This window comes from Bacillus manliponensis (assembly GCF_000712595.1).
GTDB lineage: Bacteria > Bacillota > Bacilli > Bacillales > Bacillaceae_G > Bacillus_A > Bacillus_A manliponensis.
Genome location: NZ_JOTN01000018.1, coordinates 46,411 through 67,976, shown reverse-complemented (window position 1 = coordinate 67,976; position 21,566 = coordinate 46,411). Strand labels below are relative to the sequence as shown.

Sequence of the window (21,566 nt, the reverse complement as noted above, 5' to 3'; positions counted from 1 at the left end):
CGTTACACCTACTCTCTAATATAAAAAAGTTTTATTCTATTATCACTAGCATGAGCATACGATAATAATAGATTCTAAACAAAGAGGAGAAACTATGGATAAGCTATTTTTATATGTCTTAAACTATATCCTTCTAACGTTATTTATATTAGGAGCTTTGCTTCTCTTTCCATTCTTCCCGATATTTACCCTCTTCTTTGCTTTCACATGTATGCTCGGGATCGCCATTGTCATTTCGTGTACAGAAGAAACAAAACAAAAAGAAAGCAGCGGTCAGCGCGCTAGGCTGTAACCTCTGCTTTCTTTTTTTAGTCATGGCGTATTTTCCATAAACCTAAGCTAAAGAATATAATCGCAAATAAGAACAATACGCCAATATATCCAGCTATATCTACCAAGCCCCCACCCCTTACCATTAATTCTGTAAATCCTCGCATCGCCCATGTCTGTGGCACAAAATTAGCAAGCTGTTGCATCCATTCTGGTTCGATTTCAATCGGCCAGTAAAGACCACTAATCATACAGGTTGAAATAATAACGATCGTGCCAAAAGCAGATTGTTGCTCCGCTGTTTTTACAATACTCCCAATCCATAATGCCAAGCCGATAACAGCAAGCAATAACATTGAAACGAGAATGAGTACACCAAATATATTTCCCCACTCCACATGAAAGAGCATATTTGTTAATACCATTAAAAGTCCAAATTGAATCCACCCAATTAAAAAGAAAGAGAGAACATAACCACCAAGTATTTGCATTCGAGTAGCGGGGGTCGTTAATAGACGCTTCCATACTCCTATTTGCTTCGCCTTCAAAATTGCACCTGTTGCCGTTAACATAACAATCATGACAAATAAAATAGAAAATCCAACTGCTCTTCCAGATATATTACTCATCGATTGCTCATTTTTTATAACAGTATCCTTAGTAATTACAACTGGTTCATTTTGTTTATGAATATTTTTATATATTGTTTCCCAATCAGCTCCAACTTCTACCGATCCCATTTGCGATCCCTTTGCTGCTATTTCTATTTGTTTCATACTACTCTCTAATACTTGCTCAATAGAAGAACCGCCTGTAAATTCATTACTTGCTTGAAACACTACTGATTTTGGATTCCCTTCTAACATATATTGCTGAAACCCTTTTGGAATAACGATAATACCAACTGCTTTCTTATCTTCTATCTTTTTCTTCCCTTCCACATATGTTGCCTTTTCTACATGAAATAAATCACTCTTCTCTAATTCTTCATAATAAGATTTTGATAATGTTGTTTGATCACGATCTGTTATAGTAATTGAAACTTTACTTTCTTCCCCTAATAGACCACCAAAAATGAGTGTGAAAAGAAGCGGCATACCAAGCATCACGAAATAACTTCTTGGTTTTGTAAACATTTGCTTTAGTTCTAACACGCAAAGTGCCCAAATTGTTCTCATCTCTTCCCCCCCTATCGCACACGTAAACGAAATGTTCCAACGCTTACCGTGATAATCCCAATAAGCATTAAAGTTACAATGACAGGGATTATTGTCTGCCAAGCGGCACCCGACATTACATCTAAAAGGCTCGTTAACGCCCATTTATTAGGAGCAATGTTTGCAACCTTTTTCATCACCTCTGGAAATGCATAAATCGGTAACATCGAACCACCAAGTAGTGCTAATAGTTGGATACCTGTGCCACCTAACATATCAGCTGTCTCCTCTTCTCGAATAAAAGCTGCTAGTAACATTGACAATCCAGAAACACAAATTGCATACGAAAAACCAATGGCAAGAACTTTCCATATATTATCTCCCCAAGACACTCCAAACATATAGATTGTTACAAAAACGAAAAGACAAAATTGAATACATGCAAACAATAATGTTCCGTAAAATTTCCCTAGTAAAATCGATACTGAGCTTGTCGGGGTACTTAACAATCTTGCTAATGTTTCTGTACGCTTTTCCTTTACAATTGATTTTGCGCCAACTGTAATGTTAAATAATAAAAACATAACAAGCATCGCTGCTGCGTAGTATTGCATAGAACTTACCGGCTCCGTTCCCAATCCCTCTTTTATTACCTGTTCTTCTTCAGATGTTATCGCTTTCTCCAATTCCACTTGAAGCTTTCCTATCATATTCCCTGCCTGTTCTGGTTGAGACTGAGCAAACACTTCCATAACATTCTTTGTGGTAGAAGCCACTGTTTGCGCTTGTTCTGAAAATGCATGAATGAGAGATTCCGCAATATCTATTTGTATACTTTTAGATGGGTCTGTCAAAAGCTTTACTTCTCTTAACTTACCTTCTTGTAATTGTTCACTCCAATTTGCTGGTATAATCATACCAACATCAACCTTTTCTTTTCGCATCATCTCCTCTAATTCTCTTGGAGAAGACGCGGTCTTCACTTTTATATCAGCTTTTATTTTTTGTGATTGTAATACATCTTCATAAAACATCCTTCCAAGCTCATCTTCATCCTCTTGATAATAACCAATGGTTGTCTTTGGTATTGTCCCGCTCTCGAATACACCACTTAATGCTGATCCTAAAATCGCTGTAAGCAAAATAGGCATGAGTAACATCATCATAAAACCACGACGATCAGTTAGAAGAATCTTCACATCTTTCCAAGCAATAATAAAACTTTTCATATTTGCTATCCCCCTTAATCACGTAGTGAACGCCCTGTTAACTGCAAAAAGAGTGCTTCTAAATTCGGCTCTTGTACTTCTAATTTTAAAATTTTCACGTTCCTCGCTATAACTTGTGACACAATTTCACTCATACTTTCGCTGCTCTGCAAAGCAATCGTTAATGTATTTGTATCTTCATCAACTGATAAACGTTCAACAACTGTATTTTCTATTAATGCCTGTAATAATTCTTCTTGATAACGATTCACTTGCAACTTCACTATGAACCCATCGACAAGGCGGTTACATAACTCTGTTTTCGTCCCTAGTGCAATCATCCTTCCGTGATCCACAATGGCAATTCGTTCGCATAAGTACTCAACTTCTTCCATATAGTGACTCGTATAAATTACGGTCATCCCTTGTTCATTTAAACTCTTTACAGTTTCTAAAATATGATTGCGAGACTGCGGATCAATCCCAACGGTTGGTTCATCCATAATTAGTAATTCTGGTTCATGCATGAGGGCTGCCCCAATATTAATGCGCCTCTTCATCCCACCTGAAAATGTTTCAATTTTATCTTTCGCTCGATCTTCTAAGCCAACGTAAGCTAATACTTCATCGGCACGTTTCTTTGCAACCTCTCCCTTTAATCCATACATCTTCCCCCAGAAAATTAAATTTTCCCTTGCAGAAAGAGTAGGATATAGTGCAATATCTTGCGGAACAACACCTATCTTCTTTTTAATTGTAAGAGGATGCTCTTTTACTGAATTACCACCAACTTTTATATCTCCGCTGTCATATGGTAATAAACCACAAATCATCGCAATCGTTGTTGATTTTCCAGCCCCGTTTGGACCAAGCAAACCAAATGTCTCTCCTTTTTGAACCGTAAACGATATTCCTTTTACAACTTCCATCTTTCCAAAAGACTTTGTAACCTGCTCCACCACTAACATATCGGTTCAGCTCCTTTTTAAATCTATACCATCATTGTAATTTCATTTTCTCTCTCCTCCATCTCTCTTCAGATAGAAGTTCAAAATAAAAAAGCAGCTTTTATTCGCTGCTTTTCATACTCCTCTATGCCAAAAGTCATGTGTATGCCGTAACACCATACCTTACAGCAAAAATAGCTGCCTGTGTTCTATCCCTTAGTTCTAATTTACTAATTACATTGGAGACGTGGTTTTTTACCGTCCTCTCTGTAATAAACAACTTTTCAGCAATTTCTTTATTATTTAATCCAAGACCAAGCTCTTTCAGTACTTCTACTTCTCGCTCTGTTAAATGCTCCATTTGTTTTGGTGTTTTCTCAATACTATTTCCTAACTTTGTTTGCCTTAGCTCTTTCATAATATGAGCCGTCATATTTTCCGGAAGTACTACACCTCCTCCTTGAACCGTTAAAATAGCTTGAACGATAACGTCCATCTCCATATCTTTTAATAAATAGCCGCTTGCTCCTTGCTCTAGTGCCTCTAAAATCAGTTCACTATCATTAAACGTCGTTAACATGAGCACTTTTATATGAGGAAATTGTTCTCTTACTAATCGTGTTCCTTCTACGCCATTTACATGTGGCATACGAATATCCATTAAAATAATGTCCGGTTGTAATTCCGATGTTTTTTGAATGGCTTCCCTGCCATCTCCAGCTGTTCCTACCACTTCAAGCTCTGGCCTCAGTTGCAGTAACATGGATAAGCCATCTCGGACAAGTGCTTGGTCATCTACAATCATAAGCCGAATCATTTTATCCCCCCTATAACCCATTTCCTCTCTCTTATCGGAAACTGGACAAGTAATTGAAATCCATTTCCCTTTTCACTTTCAAAATGGATTGCTCCCCCATGCTCCTCTACACGCTCTTTCATATTCATAAGCCCAAATCCAGGACTAACTTCGCTTGTTCCTACCCCATCGTCAGAAATTGTTAATGTTACATTCTCTTCTAAACAACAGAGCGAGACATTACATACAGTTGCTTTTCCATGACGTTTTGCATTCGTTAAAGACTCTTGTAAAATGCGCAGTATAGTCGGTTGTAGTGAGAGGGGAATGATGGCTGGATCGCCTTGCACCTGAAATGTAACTTTTACATTTGTTACTTTTGAAAATTCATCAAGCATATTGCGCATACGCTCAATTATATTCCCTTCACTTTCTTCTTTTAATGTACGAACTGACGTCCTTACATCTTGCAGAGACTTTCTTGCAAGCTCTGTACAAGTTTGTAAAATTTGTTCTGTATGACTCGACCGCTCTTTCCATAAAGCTTCTGCTAACTGAAGTTGCACAAGGAGTGCCGTCATATTATGGCCTACCGTATCATGAATCTCCCTTGCAATATCATTTCTTTCTCGAACAGCTGTAAGCTCTTCTACCTCTTTCGCATAATGCCGCAATTGTTCATGCGCCTCATGAAGCGCCTCATGTGACAATGTTAATCTTTCGTATTGTTCATCTACTGTTTGACGAGCTACTGTTAATTTCTTAATAAGCTCCCCAGCTAAAGCACAAAATACAGCAAACATAAAATTAACAAGGTTACTCCAAATATCTACTTCTCTTGTATATTGATATGTACGTAACAAAATAGAAAACCAACATAAAAAGAAAAAGCTTAAGAAGAAGAAAACCACTTCTCTTCGGTAAACACTCATAAATAACACTACCGCATCAATTCCAAATAAAATTAAATATAATGTAGACCCTGGAAAAAGAAATCCAAATAAAGCCGAGATGATTCCATTTACAAGCAAGACAAATAATTGAAGTTTGCTTTTTTCACACATTTTTATGAATATAATATGATTCACAATATAAATAAAAGCTGACAAGCCGACAAACCATTTCCCCCAAACCATACCTACAGAATCGTGAACAGCATAAATTGCACAAATAACGAGAATTGTAACAATCCTTGCATATGCTAACATCGCTTTCGCCTCTCAATATATAAAGTTATTTCACTATATTACTTTTCGCTTTTGTTTCAGAAATCACCTGCTACCATTCCACGAAAAAATAAGCCATTCCTCTATAAAAGAGAAGAATGGCCTACTTTTACCCCGCATTAACGGGCTGACAATCAGTGGAGGATTGAGCCCCCACTGATTGAAGTTTCACTTTATCTATTCTATTATATTGTCTAATTCATCATATAATTCCGATCGCAGACGTTCCTGTATTTCTTTTTCTTCATACAATTTCGCAAGCCTTTCCGCTTCTACAACATTTCCCATTTGTGCCTCTAATGCGTAAATCTTTTCTTCAATTTCCATCAATTGTTGTTCAAGTTCTTCGAATCCACGATCTTTTGACTTCTTTTCTCTTGGCATTGTCGCCTTTACAACTTGAGGATTCTCTATACTCTTGTCAGGCATCAATTCGGACCATTTTTCACGTGCCCAGGCATAATTTCCTGCAAATCCATGAAGCATATTTTTTTCAATCCAATATGTTTGATGAAATAACTTGTTTAACAAATACCGATCGTGTGAAACAGCAAGAATGGTTCCATTGTACTGTTCTAAAGCTTCTTCTAACACTTCTCTTGATTCAATATCAAGATGATTGGTCGGCTCATCTAATACGAGGAAGTTCACATCTTGATACATAAGCTGTGCAAGCCTTAGTCTCATTCGTTCGCCTCCGCTCAGCCCATCTACTTTTTTAAAAACGGCCGGTCCGTAAAAAAGAAACTTTGCCAATATGTGACGCGCTTCTCCTTCTGTCACTGCTACATATTTACGGAATGCTTCAAGTACGCTACATGTCACATTTTTATAGGCATGCTGTGATAAATATCCAATCTTCACATTACTACCAACACGAATTTCTCCAGCGTCTGCTTTTATTTCCTCTAACAATAATTTTAATAACGTCGTTTTCCCTGTACCGTTACGGCCAACAATTGCCGCTCTTTCCCCAAAACGCACATGTAAATTTACATCTTCAAATAATGTACGATTCCAAAATTGTTTACAAACACCCTTCATTACAACAACGTCTTTACCACTTCTCTCATGCCCTTCAAACTGAAGCCCCATCTGTTTTCTTTCTAAAACTGGCTTCTTCAATTTCTCCATTCTTTCAAGAGCACGCTCCATATTTCTTGCCCGCTTATGAAGCCCTTCATTTGGAGGATTCGCTTGGTTTGCCCACTCTCTTAACCGCTTAATTGCTTCTTTCATTTTCTTTATTTTCTTTTGTTGCTCTTGATACGATTGAAACTCTTGTAATAAACGCTCTTCTTTTTCTTTTACAAACTGCGAGTAGTTTGTATGGTATACATGAATTTCACCATCTTCTAAATCCAATATTTTCGTGACAACTTCGTCAAGAAAATAGCGATCATGTGAAATCACTACAACTGTTCCTGTGTACTCTTTTAAAAAACCTTCTAGCCATTCCACTGCAAATAAATCTAAGTGGTTCGTCGGCTCATCTAGTAACAGTAAATCAGGTTTTTGCAGCAACATATAAGCAAGACTTACTTTCGTCTGTTCTCCTCCGCTTAACTCCGCGAAGGAACGGGAAAATAAATCTGTAATTTGTAATCCATTTCCGACTTTCGTAATATTTGCTTCGATTTCATATCCGCCTAAAAAAGAAAATTGTTCTTGAACCGTTCCATATCGCTCCATTAACTGTTCCATATTCACTTCATGTTCCGTTTCACTCATGCGTTCTTCTAATCGGCGCATTTCTTGTTCTAATTCTTTTTCTTTTGCAAATGCAGACTGCAGTACATCATAGACGGTCACGTCCTGTTCAAACGTTGGAATTTGCGCGACATGCCCAATACGTGTGCCTTTTTTCATATGAACTGCCCCGCTATCTACCGCTTCGATTCCTGTTAATAACTGAAAAATTGTTGTCTTCCCGCTTCCATTACGGCCAACTAAACCAATGCGTTCTCCGCTTTTTATTTCAAGTGATATATTTTCAAAAATGATGTTTCCACCAAAAGATTTCGTTACATGATTTACACTACAAATTGTCATATTTTCCGTACTCCTTTCAACGTAAAAAAACCATGAGGAAATACACATTCCCCATGGTTTTTTCCATAGAAAAAGGAAGCCGATTCGCTCCCTTTTCACACGTCTATATAATGGGTGAAGAGATTTCTATCGTTTTATAGCTACTATGCAATTGTTAAAAAAGGACACACGTATCCCGTTAACAACTACATCCGCAAATTTTGCACGACAAATATAAAGAAATTGTAATAGTTGCGTGCGCATAGCTAGAAAACGTTTCATCTCATTCACTCCTTTCGTACGAAAATTATTTATCTCTTGTATTATACTATCCAATCTCATGTTTGGATAGTCATTTTTCTGAAAATAATAAAAATAGAATAAACATTTCAGTATATGACATCCAATCTTACAAAACTGTTATGTTCACGTAATGGAAATCGATCGTACGAAAATATATCTCCTTATACAATAAAGATGTAAACAAGAGCACAAGAAAAAGGAGGAAACAACAATGGTAAAAGAAATCGTAAAAGCAATCTTTGAAGTATTAGTGAATGGACAAGCAGTTGTAAAAGAACTAAACGAATTATAAAAGGAGGCATTACCTATGATGAGCATGGTAAAAATGATTCTTCACGCTTTAATTGATGCAAAAGCTGTTAGCCAAGAATTAAACGAGCAATAAAAAGGGGTACTGAATATTAATGAAAGCCATATATAACATAAACTTAAACAGAATGAACGAATAAAAGACGAGATACCCATCAAATGAGGATATCTCGTCTTTTATTTGTTTTAAAGGACTTCTTCACTCTTGTAACGAATATAAAGAACGGGAATTTTACATATTTTTTCAAAGGGGTATAAATCAATGGACAAAGAACAACTTTATTTCTTAAACGACATCGGTAAACAAAAACCAGAAAGTATCCATAATAAAAATACAGCTTGTCCGTTTTGTGCTGTTGATCAGCTTACAAATATTTTAGAGAAAAATGACTCAATCATTTGGCTCATGAATAAGTTTCCGACGTTACAAGATACATTTCAAACTGTTTTGATTGAGACGGATAATTGTAATGATCATATCGCAACCTATACAAAAGAACATATGGAACAATTAATTCAATTCTCCATCAATCGCTGGCTTACATTAGAAAAGTCTAATGAATATGAGTCTGTTATTTTGTACAAAAATCACGGACCGTTTTCAGGTGGTAGCCTTCACCATGCACATATGCAAATTATCGGAATGAAGCATGTCGACTATCGTCAAAATGTAACAGATGACAATTTCCAAGGAATCATCGTTAAACAAGATGAGCAAATTGAACTTAATATTTCCGCACGACCAATTATCGGTTTTACTGAATTTAATATTATTATTGAAGATACGGCAGCTACATGCCGGATGGCTTATTATATTCAGCAAACTGTACGTTACATATTAACCGATTTTCATAAAGGATGTAGCAGCTATAATTTATTTTTCTATCACATAAACGGAAAAATTATTTGTAAAGTCGTACCACGCTTTGTCGTCTCCCCGTTATATGTTGGTTATAAAATCCCGCAAGTTTCCACGAAACTTCATGAAGTAAAAGAACAATTAGCCAACTATTTCGAAAGACAATAACGGAGGATAACGCGATGAATGATAACATTCGTAAAGCAACGATTCATAATATAGAAGCATTACTTTCATTACGTATTTCTTTACTAAAAGAAGTAAATGAACTTCGCTCTGCTGAGGAAGAACAATCTTTTCGGCTTGCGACAGAAACCTATTTGCAAGCAGCATTACAAACAGAGTTATTTATCGCCTATATCGCTACGATAGACGATGTAGTGATTAGTATGAGCGGCATTACATTTTTTGAACGACCGCCATATATCGGAAATTTAGAAGGGAAAGAAGCTTATATTTTAAATATGTACACTCTTCCTGAACATAGAGGAAAAGGACTAGCAAAACAATTGCTAGAGTATTGTATAGAAGAATGTAAAGAAAGACAGGTAAAACGGATATGGCTCCATGCTTCTGAAGATGGAGAACTATTATATCAAAAGAAAGGCTTCTCTCATAAACTAAATGAAATGGAACTGTTTTTACGAGAAAAATAGAGTAGGTGCAGCACCTACTCTTTCATTACACCCATATTTCGATAGTACACGTCTTTTAAACCAACGTTATACTTCATATTTGCATCTGTCCATTCTGGACCAAGGTTACCAGGCCATCCAGTTGTATTTGCTGTATACTTTAACAATTCAAATGCTGTTAATCCTTTTTCCATTCCTTTTCTATATCCTCTTGCTAAGTGTGGCATCGCAATTTCAGTATTCGTACGTGGGTCTTTCAATTGTTCATCAGTTAAATGCTCCGGAGCTAGTCCACCCCCGCGATGAAGCTGAAACAAGCCAAATGAAGTACCATTATCTCCAATCGCTCTCGGATTAAAGCGACTTTCATGCTCGGCAATTGTAAGCGGAATCCATTCTGGTATATTATGCTTCTTTGCTTCCTCTGTAATGATTTGCTTAATCTCTTTTACTTCTTCTGATTGTAAATACTGTTCTTGTTCTATACCTTCTGACTCATTCCGGAAAAACATATATATTCCTAAAAAAACGAGAAAAATGACAAAGAATTTTTTCAATATACTTACCTCTTTCTTTGCTGAAATATTTGTCCCCTTTCAGCAACTTACAACTGTAAGCATTCTACTTTTCTATTATTTTCAGTTTGAATCATAACAAAAAATGAAGCAACTGCATATCGTGCTAAAGACCGATTTTTGATATGAAATGTAATATTACCCATTCATTTCCCTTTTTTGATGATTTTGATATAATCTAAAAATGTAAAAAACTTCATAATAGAATAGGAGATCCAATCAATGAGAAGATATATATACTCATTTCTAATCGTACTACTGCTCACTCCTCTTACTGTGTATGCAGATGCGGATGCAGACACATCCGCAAAACCAAAAGTTCTTGTTTTATACAACACAAAAGACGGAAACATAACAAGTAATATACGCATTTTAGATAATGAGCTTGGGCACTTTACAAACGACATTACGATAATGAACGAAGAAATCCTAAAAGATGTAACAACATTATCCCAATATACCCATGTCGTTTATATCGGAATTAAGAAAACAACTCTATCACAGACTACAAAAAGCTTCTTAGAACACTTTTCTGGTCCCGTACTCCTTCTTGGAAACAATCTAGAACAACTACCAAATCGCTTTCATTTTATTCAATCAAATCAAGAAGAGGTTACAGTTGATACTCTTTCATATCCATCTATAAAACTACAGAAAAAACTAGATAAAAAGAAACTCATACTACAAGTTGAAACAACAGGGGAAACCCTTGCTTACGGAACAAAAAGCGACACTTCTTATCCATTCATTATGCAACATGAGAATTCTTATTATGTTGCTACAGATAATCTATTTGGTGAAACCTCTCACTATATTGGTGAAATGCTCTTTTCATATTTTAAACAACAACCGAAAACAAAAGAAACGCTTGCTTACTTACGCTTAGAAGATGTTCATCCTGCTGTCGATGTAGATTTATTAGCAGAAATTGCAAACTACTTAGAGGATGAAGAGATTCCTTACATGGTTACACTTATCCCTGTCTATAAAGATCCAAAAACAGGTGAAACAATACATTTAAAAGATAAGCCAAAACTCGTACACTTACTACGTGATATGCAAGACAATGGTGCTTCTATCGTCCTTCATGGATACACACATCAATTTTATGAAAGTGAAACTGGAGAAGGATTTGAGTTTTGGGACGTAAAAACAGATAATCCTATTCGTCAACCAAATGATGAAGAACCGAAAAAAAGAGAAGATTTCCCTTCAAACGAAGCATATGAAGCATACATAGAAAAAGGAAAAAAGTTTGAAGAATCATATACAAGAGAGCATATTGAAAAAGGAATTGAGGAAGCTGTTGCAGCTAGGTTATATCCACTCGCTTTTGAAGCACCTCACTATACGATGTCTCAAAAAGGCTATGAAATCTTATCAGATTATTTCACAACGTATGTTGGACAGCTACAATTAAGCGATGAAACGTGGAAAGGAATGCATGCACCGGCCTTTACAAGTGAACCATCTTTTCTACATGGTATGAAGCTACTTCCTGAGACAATTGGATTTGTAGAAGTAGAGAAACCCAATCATATTAATCATATGAAAGAGCTAGCAATAGACACTACTAAATTATCTGATGGAATGATTGGAGCCTTCTATCATCCTTACTTAGGATTAGAGAAGCTAGAAGAATTGGTTACAGAACTACAAAGCATCCCTAACATCAAATGGATTGACTTACAAAAAGAACAAAATGTAGTGAGAATGGGCGATATTCATATTACATCCGATCAAAACGGCATTCATGTAGACAAGCCCTTTTCTACAGATGATGTTACGTATTTACTTAAAAAATACGGTTTCTTCATAATATTAGCATTTTGCGTCCTTATCTTTTTATGGCTTGTAAGACGTGCTAAAAAGTTTGAGTAAGAGAAATGCCAAGCAAATTTGCTTGGCATTTTTTATTTACGCAAATAAAAATTATACGTATTTCCGTATATGATTGTAGCCACTTCTTCAACAGGAATCGCTTTTATATCACTTACATTTGCCAACACATCATATATCATAACTGGATGTGTCATCACACCTTCTTGAAATGGCCATGGCCCATCTGTTTCAACCATCATATTTGTAAGAGGATAAAACGATACAATGTCTCTTATCTTTTCTTTTTGCAAGATGTCCGGTGTAACAGACAAAAAGTAATTATTTTCGATCATACGCTCCATCGTACTCTTACTCCCCTTAAACCAATGAAAATGAGCCTTTTTAACTCGATACGCTTCTATTACATCACATACAATTTCAGCATCATCATATATAGCATGTAAAATAATCGGTAAGTCATATTTCTTTGCTAAATATACAAATCGCTCAAGCACTTCTACATATGGACTTAAAGAAAAATTGGGATGTTCTTGACGTAAATAATACGGTAACCCCACTTCACCAATCGCGACGATACGATGTGATTCCTTTTCAATTAATTGATAAATCCTTTCGCATTGCTGCACATCAACCTCTTGCTCTGGGTGATATCCGAGTGCCGGGTGGATAAAACTTTCTTTTTTCGCTAATTGCAACGTCCTTTGACAAGAAGGTTCGTCCATTGATACAGCAATCAAACCAGCAATTCTCTTATCATTCTTTACATCTTCAATTAATTTTCTCTGCTCTTCCTGTGAATATTGATCAATGTGTATATGACTATCAAACCATTTCATCATTTTTCCCTCTACTCTTTTACCCAGTGTCTTACGATTTTCAGTTCATTTACTGAGTACTCTTTTTTTGAGAACTCAGTATTTTTCACATATATTATCATAAATAGAAATTTAAAGCACAAAAAAACAAGAAGGTTATCCTTCTTGTTCATCTATTTATATGTTATTTATTAAACAAGTAAATTTGTAATCGCGTCAAAAATCCCAATACATACTATCGCAACGGTAAAGTAGCCAATATACTCTGTCCATTTAACTACTTCTTCTTTTTGCATCACATGTTTCTCCCTTCTTTTTAGTCTCCCTAACTTTTTGATTACTTTCATTATCCTCTAAATAAATAGAAAAATCTACTGAATTACGTGACAATTACCTTACAGTTTTGTAAGATTCACGCGAATAGCCTCATCTCTAAGAAGAGATGAGGCTATTCGCGAGTTGTTAATCCTTTTCATTACTAGCAATAAGGCAGAAAAAGGGTCCTTGCCTTTCTTGTTTTTATTATAACGAAAATACATGCGTGTAAACATCGAATTACATGACAGTTACCTTACAATGTTGTCACGTTCTTTATCTTTCCCGTAAAAACCCACGTGCTTTTATAGGAATATCTTCTTTTTCAATGGAAACTAAAGCCTCTCCGTAGCGACCTTTCGCTACGATTTTTAACGGTTCGTTACGTTTTAACATTTGTTTAATTGTTTTTGTAATCTTCTTTTCTCTTCCTTCCTCATCGTAGGCCACAAACTCATATTCATACCAGCCATCACCAACGTGATATCCAACATCATTTACGAGTGTATAGTACGATTTTGTTTTATAAAATGGGTTATATTTATCAATATATGGCCCTAACTCTGTCGGTAATAGTAATACAATGATCCCGCTTACTACAATTACTATAGTGAGCAAGCGTTTTCTGACAACCTCCCATTCCAATGCAAATTCCTCCTTTGCACAAATTACGGTTTCTATACTTTCATTGTAGAAAGATTTCAAAACACATACCATCGAATGGGCTTACATTCACCTTACAGTTTTGTAAGGATTGTTTTAATTAATAAAAAAACAAGAGCATCACGCTCTTGTTTTTAACTCGCTTTAAAGCCGCCACCAAGCACATCTCGGACATCATGAATAACGACGAAAGCATCTTCATCTGCTTTACCAATAACTTGTTTTAACTTTACTAACTCTTGTTTGTTAATAACAATATACAGTACTTCTTTATTTCGTCCTGTATAACCGCCGCGCCCTTCTAATACAGTTACACCACGTGTCATATTTTTCGTAATGGTATCACGGATGACATCAGGATGATCGGAAATAATTGTTACTGCTGTTTTTGTATTTAAACCTTCTACAATAAAGTCAATCACTTTTGCACCAACAAATACAGCAACAAGCGTGTACATTGTGTTCTCTTGTCCGATGATGAAGACAGATCCTCCAACAACGACAATATCAATAATAAGAACACCTTTTGCAACGCTCCAGCCTAAATGCTGATTCGCTAACTGTGCTAAAATTGCTGATCCTCCGGACGTTCCACCCGCGCGGAACATAAACCCAAGTCCAGCCCCTACAAATAACCCAGCAAAAAGCGCTGCTAATAAAGTATCGCTATTTAACTGATATCCAATATCTTCTGTTATATATAAGAAGAAAGATGATGAAACAATTCCAAGAATTGTGTAAACCATCGTTTTCCTATCAAAAAATTTATAACCTAACGCTAATAAAATGGCATTGATAATAAAGTTTACAACACCTGGCGACCATTCAAACAAATAATATGTGATAACTGTTACACCGATAATTCCACCTTCGGATAACCGGTTTGGAATTGCAAAATAGTTAATGCCAATTGCAAATAATAAGGAACCAATGAGAATTAAGACAACTTCTTTAATACGTTGATCAATCATGATCCTCCCTCCCTCCATTTGCCATTGTACCACTATCTATTAAGGATTTAGAAGTTGTTTTTATGGGATGATTTCTCTCATGGTTTCTATATTATTATGTTTAAACAAATGTTTGATTAATTATCCAAAAAATAAATACAATGTGCAAAAACATAGTAAATAAAAACCATCTTTTATCACCATTCTTGATTCTCTATATTAAGAAACATTATTTTTGCAAACGTATATTTATACCGAAATATACCTTATAAAAATTCTTACATAATACTATTGCTCCATACAACTTTTGAACGTAAACAAGCACCTCTATACATAGGGGTGCTTGCTTTATGTTTCATTGAATCTGTGCTTTTAGTTTTCCAAATACAGCATTTAGTTCTTCTGTCATATGTTGCATCAATTCTTTTCGGCTCATTTGTTCTGACTCTTGCGCTTGAATCGGCTCACCAAAAATAATTTTTGCTTTTTTCCCTTTCAATAGCTCTTTTAGACTTGTTGGGCCAACATAAGCGGCTGGAACTAATGGAACATTAGAGCGCAGTGCAATTGTCACAGCTCCCGCTTTTAATGAAACGTCTTCTGCTGTTCTCGTACCACTTGGAAAAATCCCAACTACCTTTCCTTCTTTCAATAAACGAGATGGTATTTTCAATGTACTCGGTCCTGGATTTTCACGATCAACGGGAAACGCATTTACATTTTTGAAAAACCAGTTTGTAAATTTCTTCTCAAACAATTCTTTCTTGGCCATATAATGAATTTCTGTCGGTAACATTTCATTTGCAAGCATGACAACATCCATCCAGCTCGTATGTGTACAAGCTACAACATATGGACCATTCTCAGGTAAATTTTCTTTTCCGTACGTTTCTACTTTTCCAAACGTATGAAAAGTTGTTCTTAATATATTTGTAATCATTTTATACATGCGATTCGTTCCCTTCTCTCATTCAATTGTACAGATAGAATGCAATTTCACATCGAATTTCTTACTCTCTTATCAATTAACTTTATATCGATTATAGCACTAAGTTTTAGTAGTTGGTAATAACTTATTTTTACAACCTTACAAAACTGTAATGCCGTTGTAAGGTAATACGATAGTTCCGCTTTGTTATATAGCCTATAATGAAGACAGAAACAAGGTAGTCACAAATCGAAAAGGAGCGGATACGCATGATGAACAAATTAAAAATAAGCAAAATCGTAAATACAATGAGCATGGTGCTATTCACCTTAATCGATGCAAAAGCTGTTTCTATGGAATTAAATCAATAAGGAGAGAAAAAGATGAATAACACTACATTTAACGTACTTGATTACGTAGGACTTGTAGGCGGCGCAGCTCTTCTTACAACATTTATCGCCGTCTTCATATAACATTGTGTCCCCTTTCCCCTTTATATAATAAAGAGCCGATTGCATTTGCAATCGGCTCTTTCTATTCTGTTCGCTCTCGTAATTCTTTTAATAACTCAATGATTTCTTTATTTTGTTCTTGTGTCTTTCTTCCATTACGATTGATCATCGCCAATTCACATACAACCGCAACGATAAAGAAAAACAAGAAACTTTCAAGCATAATACATCCTCCAAACAATTTATAACCTTTTATCCCGCATTAACGGGCTGACACTCAGTGGGGGATGAAGACCCCCCCACTGAGTGAAGTTTCACTTTATGCAACACTTTTATTTCCTACTACATTGACATGCAACATCTCTTCCCTGCGCTGATATATATTATTTCGAATTAACGCAATCATAACGAGCAATGTCCCTACTGCATCAAACATTGTAATTTCATATCCTTGGAACATCATAACAAGCAACGTTGTAATCGGAACGAAATTAATAAATAAAATCCCATTAATTGATGATAAAACTTTCACACCATAGTTCCAAGCAAGTAACGCAACAATTCCTGGTAATGTCATCATAAATAATAAATCATATTTTACAATCGAAAGTGTCTCCACAGTTGGTACTGCAATATAGCCAAGCTGTGTAACAACAAATGTAATAATACCCGTAACGATTGTACCAAACACACATGTTAACGTTGAGTATCGCAATGTAGACCAATCACTAAACGACTTACCGCCCATCGTGTATACAACCCAACCAACGACACCGATAAACATAAAGAATAATGAAAGCATATGATCTTGCAATGTAAAGAAGAAACTCATATCCCCTTTTGTAATAACAAAGAAAGCACCAAGAAAAGCAATCGCCATACCTGTAATCATGTATTTTTTTGGTTTCACACTTTTAAACATCCATAAAATCATAATCGAAATCATGGGCATAAGGGATTCCATAATCGAAGCAACCATAATTCCTGGCTTCCCCATTAACATTTGTCCTAAAAAAAGAAGAACATTATATACCGTAAATGCCATCGTTCCAAAGAAAAGAAGTAATTTCCCTTTTCCTTCTAAACGAAATGCTTTCTTTCCTTCCTTCATCCATAATAAAAGTACCAATACAATGGCAACTGCACCATAACGTATTAATGAAAAATAAAAAGGATCTATATATTCTAATGCATGATCTGCAACCGGAAACATTGCCCCCCAAGACATACTAGCAACTAAACATGCTAGTGCTCCTAACATAAATTGACTTTTCTTCACCACAATCCCTCTTTTCTATGTATTTCCCAATCAGAATTGTAAAAGAAAAAAGATATCACGTAAAATGATTAAAAATGATGTTAAGTATCATTTATAATGATACTTAACATTAAAGGAGGTTCCTATTATGGAAATACGCGATTTACAAATTTTCCGAAGCGTGGCAGATCACGGTAGCGTAAGCAAAGCAGCAGTTGAACTAAATTATGTACAGTCCAATGTAACAGCACGCATTAAACAACTAGAAAAAGAACTAGGTACACCACTTTTTTACCGTCATAAGCGTGGCATGACATTAAATGCTGAAGGACGAAAAATGCTCACTTACGTAAATAAAATTTTGCAAGATGTAGAAGAGTTAAAACAAGTACTTGGAGATTCTGGAGCTCCTGCTGGCATTTTAAAAATCGGTACAGTTGATACAGTTCGAACATTGCCGACTATTTTAGCTTCCTACTACAAAAAATATCCAAATGTTGATTTATCTCTTCAAGCAGGACTTACAGAAGAGCTAATACAAGATGTACTCGAACATCGTTTAGATGGCGCTTTTATATCCGGCCCCATTAAACATCCACTCATTGAACAGTATGACGTTTGCACAGAACAACTTGTGCTAGTAACCCAAAATAAAGCTTTTCATATAGAAGAGTTTATTACAGAGCCACTTCTTGTATTTAATCAAGGGTGTGGATATCGCTCTAAATTAGAACGCTGGCTAAAAGATGAAGGGTTGTTACCAAAACGCATCATGGAATTTAATATATTAGAGACGATGTTACATAGCGTGGCACTTGGTCTCGGAATTACGCTTGTACCACAATCAGCCGTCAAATATCTTTCAACAACTGGGAAAGTATATTGTCATTCAATCCCTGAAAAGTATGGAACGTTTTCAACTGTATTTATCCGTAGAAAAGATGCTTATATGACAAGCTCTATGCAAAGCTTTCTCCAAATTGTGAAGGAGCATCATCATATGAATATGCTATAAAAGCCCGATTGGTCGAGCTAATCATCCGTAGGGGATAAAGCCTCCACGGATTAAAGTTTCACTTTCTATCTCATTCCACATCTATTATTCGCTATAATAAAAACGAGTAACAGATTAGGGGGATGGAAAATGAATACACAGCTATTTCGTTTCTTTTTTTGCATATTGCTACTACTTGTTCTGAGCACAGGTTGTAGTAATACAAACGGCACTAAAAAAACAAATGCAAAAGAAGAAAAAACAGTGGAATTAACAATCTCAGCTGCAGCTAGTTTACAAGATGCTCTGCAAGATATACAAAAGCAATACGAGAAAAGTAATTCGAATATAAAACTTTCCTTTAATTTTGGAGGATCCGGTGCTCTTCAACAACAAATTGAACAAGGAGCTCCGGCTGATCTTTTCTTTTCTGCGGCAGAAGATAAATTTCAAACTCTTGTTGAAAAAGGGTTTATTGATCAAAAAGAAGCAAAGAACTTATTGGGAAATGAACTTGTATTAATCGTACCTAAAAATAGCTCTATACACGATTTACAGGCACTAAAAAGTGCACAGGCAACAAAAATTGCGATTGGTACACCTGAATCTGTACCCGCTGGACAATATGCAAAGGAATCTCTGATCCATTTACATGTATGGGATGCCGTTCAACATAAACTGATTTATACAAAAGACGTACGACAAGTTTTAACATATGTAGAAACAAACAATGTTGAGGCTGGTATTGTCTATAAAACAGACGCACTGATTTCTGAAAAAGTAAAAATTGCAAGCACAATACAAAGTGACGCCCATGAGCCAATTCATTATCCGCTGGGAGTAATTAAAAACACAAAACATAAAAAAGAAGCGACTGCATTTTATCAGTACTTACAATCAAAAGAAGCAACGGCTATCTTTCAAAAACATGGATTTAAAGTATTACCACAATGATTTCATTTCATAATTTTTGGTCACCTATTTTGCTTTCTTTACAAGTTGCTACTTGTGCTACCATTATCGTCACAGTGTTTGGCACCATTATTGGACGAGCATTATCTCGCTCCACATGGCGCTATAAAACACTGTTAGAAACAGTATTTTTACTACCAATGGTATTACCTCCAACTGTAATTGGTTTTTTCTTAATTATTATCTTTGGTAGAAATAGTATCTTTGGTAAATGGTTTGAAACACTATTTCAACAATCCATCATGTTTACAACAGTAGCTGCAATTATCGCTTCTACTGTTGTCGCCTTTCCACTCATGTATCAATCAGCAAAAGCAGGATTTTCTACAACAAATAGAGGAATTGAAGATGGAGCGCGAGACCTTGGGGCAAATGAATTACAAGTATTTTTACACGTGACATTGCCACTTGCTTTCCCTTCTCTTCTTAGCGGAATCATTTTAAGTTTTGTCCGTGCTTTAGGAGAGTTTGGAGCAACACTCATGTTTGCTGGAAATATACCGGGAAAGACACAAACCATCCCAACCGCTATTTATATGGCAATCGATGCAAGTAACATGGAGCTTGCATGGATGCTTGTTTTAACAACTGTTGGTATGTCGCTGTTGTTTTTATTACTTGTTCAATTCCTTAATAAACGGATCACTTCTACATAACAGCAGCTATGTCATATGCTGCTGTTTTTTATCTCACATTAACATGCTCGGTCGAATTGATAATTAACGAAAGACGAAGGCCTCCCCATGATTAAAGTTTCACTTTATTTCCCGCGAAATGAAATAATTTAATAAATCTTTTAAATATATATTTTATTTGAATTTACTTTCTAAAATACACACTTTCCTGCTATTATATTGGAGTGCATAAAAAAGCCAAAAAATGAAAACGCATAAATTGGAATGAAAACGCATTTATATAGATTCATATAAAGTGAAACTTCACTTAGCACGTTAATACGAGATAAATGTCTACTTCACTTTCAAAGTGCACAATCTTTAAAAAGTTTCACGTGAAACTTTTTCCGGTTACACAATTAAAATTATTTTCATATAACAAGAAGGGAGTCTTCTAATGGACATTTTATTAGCGCTTCTTCCTGCATTAGCATGGGGAAATATTTTATTAGTAAGCGTAAAAATGGGTGGCGGTGCTTACAGCCAAACTGTTGGTATGACAATCGGTGCACTATTCTTTGCAACAATTATGTATGCTTTCACGACACCTACTTTAACATTAACAATTATGATTGTCGGTTTCATTTCTGGTCTATTTTGGGCTCTAGGACAAGTAAACCAATTAAAAACCGTTGAGAAATTAGGTGTTTCAACAACTGTTACGATTTCAACAGGTATGCAACTTGTAGCTACTACATTGTTTGGTGTAATTGTATTCGGTGAGTGGTCAACGACAACTACAATCATTATGGGAACGATTGCAATCATTCTTATTGTAATCGGTGTTATTTTTACTTCTTTAGATGATAAAGAAAATGCACAACCACCTGGACAACTGAAAAAAGGGGTCGTTACTCTTATTATTTCTACGTTCGGTTACCTTGTATATGTAATTATTATTCGTTGGTTTAATATTGATGGATGGGCTGCAATTTTACCACAAGCAGTCGGCATGTTTGTCGGAGCGGTTGTACTGACATCTAAACATAAGCCATTTAACAAATATGCAGTTCGCAACACATTATCTGGTTTACTCTGGGGTATCGGAAACTTATTCCTACTTCTTTCTTTAACACGTGTTGGCGTTGCAATCAGCTTCCCTCTTTCTCAAACAGGGATTATCATTTCAACATTCGGTGCAATTCTCTTCTTAGGTGAGAAGAAAACAAAACGCCAAATGATCTTTATTGCACTTGGTAGTGCTTTAATTATCGGCGGTGCTGTTTTACTTGGAATGACAAAAGGTTAAACATACTCCTAGTTCTATTTCTAGAACTAGGAGTTTTTTATATCCATTTTCCTGTACTGTGAGCATAAACTCCACCCCACTCATTATTACAAGGCATTTCTTTTTACATTCCCACCTCTCAAATGTTATATTGTAAGC

Annotated in this window: 23 protein-coding genes; 9 read left to right on the top strand and 14 right to left on the bottom strand. The window is 35.7% G+C overall.

Annotation, left to right across the window (positions count from 1 at the left end; translation table 11 throughout):
• Nucleotides 1-94 precede the first annotated feature (94 nt).
• A complete protein-coding gene (locus tag BAMA_RS24155) occupies nucleotides 95-292 on the top strand; it encodes a hypothetical protein (RefSeq protein ID WP_084158050.1) in 198 nt (65 codons plus the stop codon).
• Between the two features lie 16 nt (nucleotides 293-308).
• On the opposite strand, the gene BAMA_RS18035 is transcribed toward BAMA_RS24155, so the two are convergent.
• From BAMA_RS18035 to BAMA_RS25550, 7 genes are all read right to left on the bottom strand, one after another.
• Nucleotides 309-1,448: an ABC transporter permease gene (locus BAMA_RS18035; RefSeq protein ID WP_034641963.1), complete on the bottom strand. Its 1,140-nt coding sequence runs from the start codon at nucleotides 1,446-1,448 to the stop codon at nucleotides 309-311.
• 11 nt (nucleotides 1,449-1,459) lie between these two features.
• Nucleotides 1,460-2,656, bottom strand: coding sequence for an ABC transporter permease (locus BAMA_RS18030; RefSeq protein ID WP_034641960.1), 1,197 nt, complete (start codon nucleotides 2,654-2,656; stop codon nucleotides 1,460-1,462).
• Between the two features lie 14 nt (nucleotides 2,657-2,670).
• Complete coding sequence (locus tag BAMA_RS18025; RefSeq protein ID WP_034641958.1) at nucleotides 2,671-3,603, bottom strand: ABC transporter ATP-binding protein; 933 nt, start codon at nucleotides 3,601-3,603, stop codon at nucleotides 2,671-2,673.
• 136 nt (nucleotides 3,604-3,739) lie between these two features.
• On the bottom strand, nucleotides 3,740-4,399 hold the full coding sequence (locus tag BAMA_RS18020) for a response regulator (protein WP_034641956.1): 660 nt from the start codon (nucleotides 4,397-4,399) through the stop codon (nucleotides 3,740-3,742).
• Nucleotides 4,396-5,586, bottom strand: coding sequence for a sensor histidine kinase (locus tag BAMA_RS18015; protein WP_034641953.1), 1,191 nt, complete (start codon nucleotides 5,584-5,586; stop codon nucleotides 4,396-4,398). Before BAMA_RS18015 ends, BAMA_RS18020 begins: the two co-directional genes overlap by 4 nt.
• Nucleotides 5,587-5,781: 195 nt before the next feature.
• A complete protein-coding gene (gene abc-f, locus BAMA_RS18010; RefSeq protein ID WP_034641952.1) occupies nucleotides 5,782-7,656 on the bottom strand; it encodes a ribosomal protection-like ABC-F family protein in 1,875 nt (624 codons plus the stop codon).
• A gap of 126 nt (nucleotides 7,657-7,782) precedes the next feature.
• Nucleotides 7,783-7,899: an RAxF-45 family protein gene (locus BAMA_RS25550; protein ID WP_415782927.1), complete on the bottom strand. Its 117-nt coding sequence runs from the start codon at nucleotides 7,897-7,899 to the stop codon at nucleotides 7,783-7,785.
• 610 nt (nucleotides 7,900-8,509) lie between these two features.
• Between BAMA_RS25550 and BAMA_RS18005 the strand changes: the two genes are divergently transcribed.
• Entirely contained in the window at nucleotides 8,510-9,274 is a 765-nt protein-coding gene (locus BAMA_RS18005; RefSeq protein WP_034641950.1) for a DUF4931 domain-containing protein, read from the top strand.
• 14 nt (nucleotides 9,275-9,288) lie between these two features.
• On the top strand, nucleotides 9,289-9,762 hold the full coding sequence (locus BAMA_RS18000; RefSeq protein WP_034641948.1) for a GNAT family N-acetyltransferase: 474 nt from the start codon (nucleotides 9,289-9,291) through the stop codon (nucleotides 9,760-9,762).
• Nucleotides 9,763-9,776: 14 nt separating this feature from the next.
• Here BAMA_RS18000 and BAMA_RS17995 read toward each other — a convergent pair whose 3' ends face one another.
• On the bottom strand, nucleotides 9,777-10,298 hold the full coding sequence (locus BAMA_RS17995; RefSeq protein ID WP_034641947.1) for a transglycosylase SLT domain-containing protein: 522 nt from the start codon (nucleotides 10,296-10,298) through the stop codon (nucleotides 9,777-9,779).
• A 240-nt stretch (nucleotides 10,299-10,538) separates the two neighbouring features.
• Here BAMA_RS17995 and BAMA_RS17990 point away from each other — a divergent pair, with 240 nt between their 5' ends.
• Entirely contained in the window at nucleotides 10,539-12,197 is a 1,659-nt protein-coding gene (locus BAMA_RS17990) for a polysaccharide deacetylase family protein (RefSeq protein ID WP_034641946.1), read from the top strand.
• A gap of 32 nt (nucleotides 12,198-12,229) precedes the next feature.
• Here BAMA_RS17990 and BAMA_RS17985 read toward each other — a convergent pair whose 3' ends face one another.
• The 4 genes from BAMA_RS17985 to BAMA_RS17965 all read right to left on the bottom strand — a co-directional run bounded on the left by BAMA_RS17985 (nucleotide 12,230) and on the right by BAMA_RS17965 (nucleotide 15,850).
• On the bottom strand, nucleotides 12,230-12,994 hold the full coding sequence (locus BAMA_RS17985; protein ID WP_034641945.1) for a TatD family hydrolase: 765 nt from the start codon (nucleotides 12,992-12,994) through the stop codon (nucleotides 12,230-12,232).
• Between the two features lie 570 nt (nucleotides 12,995-13,564).
• On the bottom strand, nucleotides 13,565-13,933 hold the full coding sequence (locus BAMA_RS17975) for a YxeA family protein (RefSeq protein ID WP_034641943.1): 369 nt from the start codon (nucleotides 13,931-13,933) through the stop codon (nucleotides 13,565-13,567).
• A gap of 152 nt (nucleotides 13,934-14,085) precedes the next feature.
• On the bottom strand, nucleotides 14,086-14,922 hold the full coding sequence (locus tag BAMA_RS17970; protein WP_034641941.1) for a YitT family protein: 837 nt from the start codon (nucleotides 14,920-14,922) through the stop codon (nucleotides 14,086-14,088).
• A 334-nt stretch (nucleotides 14,923-15,256) separates the two neighbouring features.
• Nucleotides 15,257-15,850 (bottom strand): lysophospholipid acyltransferase family protein, encoded by a 594-nt coding sequence (locus BAMA_RS17965; protein WP_034641939.1) that lies wholly within the window; start codon nucleotides 15,848-15,850, stop codon nucleotides 15,257-15,259.
• Between the two features lie 362 nt (nucleotides 15,851-16,212).
• On the opposite strand from BAMA_RS17965, the gene BAMA_RS24605 reads away from it, so the two are divergent.
• The gene (locus tag BAMA_RS24605) at nucleotides 16,213-16,302 is read left to right on the top strand and encodes a DUF3948 family protein (protein WP_157406038.1); all 90 of its coding nucleotides are present in this window, start codon (nucleotides 16,213-16,215) and stop codon (nucleotides 16,300-16,302) included.
• A gap of 61 nt (nucleotides 16,303-16,363) precedes the next feature.
• Here BAMA_RS24605 and BAMA_RS24145 read toward each other — a convergent pair whose 3' ends face one another.
• On the bottom strand, nucleotides 16,364-16,504 hold the full coding sequence (locus tag BAMA_RS24145; protein WP_084158048.1) for a YrzO family protein: 141 nt from the start codon (nucleotides 16,502-16,504) through the stop codon (nucleotides 16,364-16,366).
• Between the two features lie 96 nt (nucleotides 16,505-16,600).
• Nucleotides 16,601-17,542 (bottom strand): DMT family transporter, encoded by a 942-nt coding sequence (locus BAMA_RS17960; protein ID WP_415782926.1) that lies wholly within the window; start codon nucleotides 17,540-17,542, stop codon nucleotides 16,601-16,603.
• Between the two features lie 145 nt (nucleotides 17,543-17,687).
• Here BAMA_RS17960 and BAMA_RS17955 point away from each other — a divergent pair, with 145 nt between their 5' ends.
• From BAMA_RS17955 to BAMA_RS17940, 4 genes are all read left to right on the top strand, one after another.
• Nucleotides 17,688-18,554, top strand: coding sequence for a LysR family transcriptional regulator (locus BAMA_RS17955; protein ID WP_034641935.1), 867 nt, complete (start codon nucleotides 17,688-17,690; stop codon nucleotides 18,552-18,554).
• A gap of 129 nt (nucleotides 18,555-18,683) precedes the next feature.
• On the top strand, nucleotides 18,684-19,487 hold the full coding sequence (gene modA, locus BAMA_RS17950; RefSeq protein WP_034641933.1) for a molybdate ABC transporter substrate-binding protein: 804 nt from the start codon (nucleotides 18,684-18,686) through the stop codon (nucleotides 19,485-19,487).
• On the top strand, nucleotides 19,484-20,161 hold the full coding sequence (gene modB, locus BAMA_RS17945) for a molybdate ABC transporter permease subunit (RefSeq protein ID WP_200874697.1): 678 nt from the start codon (nucleotides 19,484-19,486) through the stop codon (nucleotides 20,159-20,161). The genes modA and modB overlap by 4 nt, the downstream gene beginning before the upstream one ends.
• A 415-nt stretch (nucleotides 20,162-20,576) precedes the next feature.
• Nucleotides 20,577-21,428, top strand: coding sequence for a GRP family sugar transporter (locus BAMA_RS17940; RefSeq protein ID WP_034641931.1), 852 nt, complete (start codon nucleotides 20,577-20,579; stop codon nucleotides 21,426-21,428).
• Nucleotides 21,429-21,566: the final 138 nt, after the last annotated feature.

Coding starts and splice junctions, on each gene's coding strand:
- BAMA_RS18000 (WP_034641948.1), top strand. CDS start 9,289: ATGAATGATAACATTCGTAAAGCAACGATTCATAATATAGAAGCATTA.
- abc-f (WP_034641952.1), bottom strand. CDS start 7,656: ATGACAATTTGTAGTGTAAATCATGTAACGAAATCTTTTGGTGGAAAC.
- BAMA_RS17960 (WP_415782926.1), bottom strand. CDS start 17,542: ATGTTAGGAGCACTAGCATGTTTAGTTGCTAGTATGTCTTGGGGGGCA.
- modA (WP_034641933.1), top strand. CDS start 18,684: ATGAATACACAGCTATTTCGTTTCTTTTTTTGCATATTGCTACTACTT.
- BAMA_RS17970 (WP_034641941.1), bottom strand. CDS start 14,922: ATGATTGATCAACGTATTAAAGAAGTTGTCTTAATTCTCATTGGTTCC.
- BAMA_RS18020 (WP_034641956.1), bottom strand. CDS start 4,399: ATGATTCGGCTTATGATTGTAGATGACCAAGCACTTGTCCGAGATGGC.
- BAMA_RS24155 (WP_084158050.1), top strand. CDS start 95: ATGGATAAGCTATTTTTATATGTCTTAAACTATATCCTTCTAACGTTA.
- BAMA_RS24605 (WP_157406038.1), top strand. CDS start 16,213: ATGAATAACACTACATTTAACGTACTTGATTACGTAGGACTTGTAGGC.
- BAMA_RS25550 (WP_415782927.1), bottom strand. CDS start 7,899: ATGCGCACGCAACTATTACAATTTCTTTATATTTGTCGTGCAAAATTT.
- BAMA_RS24145 (WP_084158048.1), bottom strand. CDS start 16,504: ATGCTTGAAAGTTTCTTGTTTTTCTTTATCGTTGCGGTTGTATGTGAA.
- BAMA_RS17940 (WP_034641931.1), top strand. CDS start 20,577: ATGGACATTTTATTAGCGCTTCTTCCTGCATTAGCATGGGGAAATATT.
- BAMA_RS17965 (WP_034641939.1), bottom strand. CDS start 15,850: ATGTATAAAATGATTACAAATATATTAAGAACAACTTTTCATACGTTT.
- BAMA_RS18025 (WP_034641958.1), bottom strand. CDS start 3,603: ATGTTAGTGGTGGAGCAGGTTACAAAGTCTTTTGGAAAGATGGAAGTT.
- BAMA_RS18035 (WP_034641963.1), bottom strand. CDS start 1,448: ATGAGAACAATTTGGGCACTTTGCGTGTTAGAACTAAAGCAAATGTTT.
- BAMA_RS17985 (WP_034641945.1), bottom strand. CDS start 12,994: ATGAAATGGTTTGATAGTCATATACACATTGATCAATATTCACAGGAA.
- BAMA_RS17955 (WP_034641935.1), top strand. CDS start 17,688: ATGGAAATACGCGATTTACAAATTTTCCGAAGCGTGGCAGATCACGGT.
- BAMA_RS18015 (WP_034641953.1), bottom strand. CDS start 5,586: ATGTTAGCATATGCAAGGATTGTTACAATTCTCGTTATTTGTGCAATT.
- BAMA_RS18005 (WP_034641950.1), top strand. CDS start 8,510: ATGGACAAAGAACAACTTTATTTCTTAAACGACATCGGTAAACAAAAA.
- BAMA_RS17990 (WP_034641946.1), top strand. CDS start 10,539: ATGAGAAGATATATATACTCATTTCTAATCGTACTACTGCTCACTCCT.
- BAMA_RS18030 (WP_034641960.1), bottom strand. CDS start 2,656: ATGAAAAGTTTTATTATTGCTTGGAAAGATGTGAAGATTCTTCTAACT.
- modB (WP_200874697.1), top strand. CDS start 19,484: ATGATTTCATTTCATAATTTTTGGTCACCTATTTTGCTTTCTTTACAA.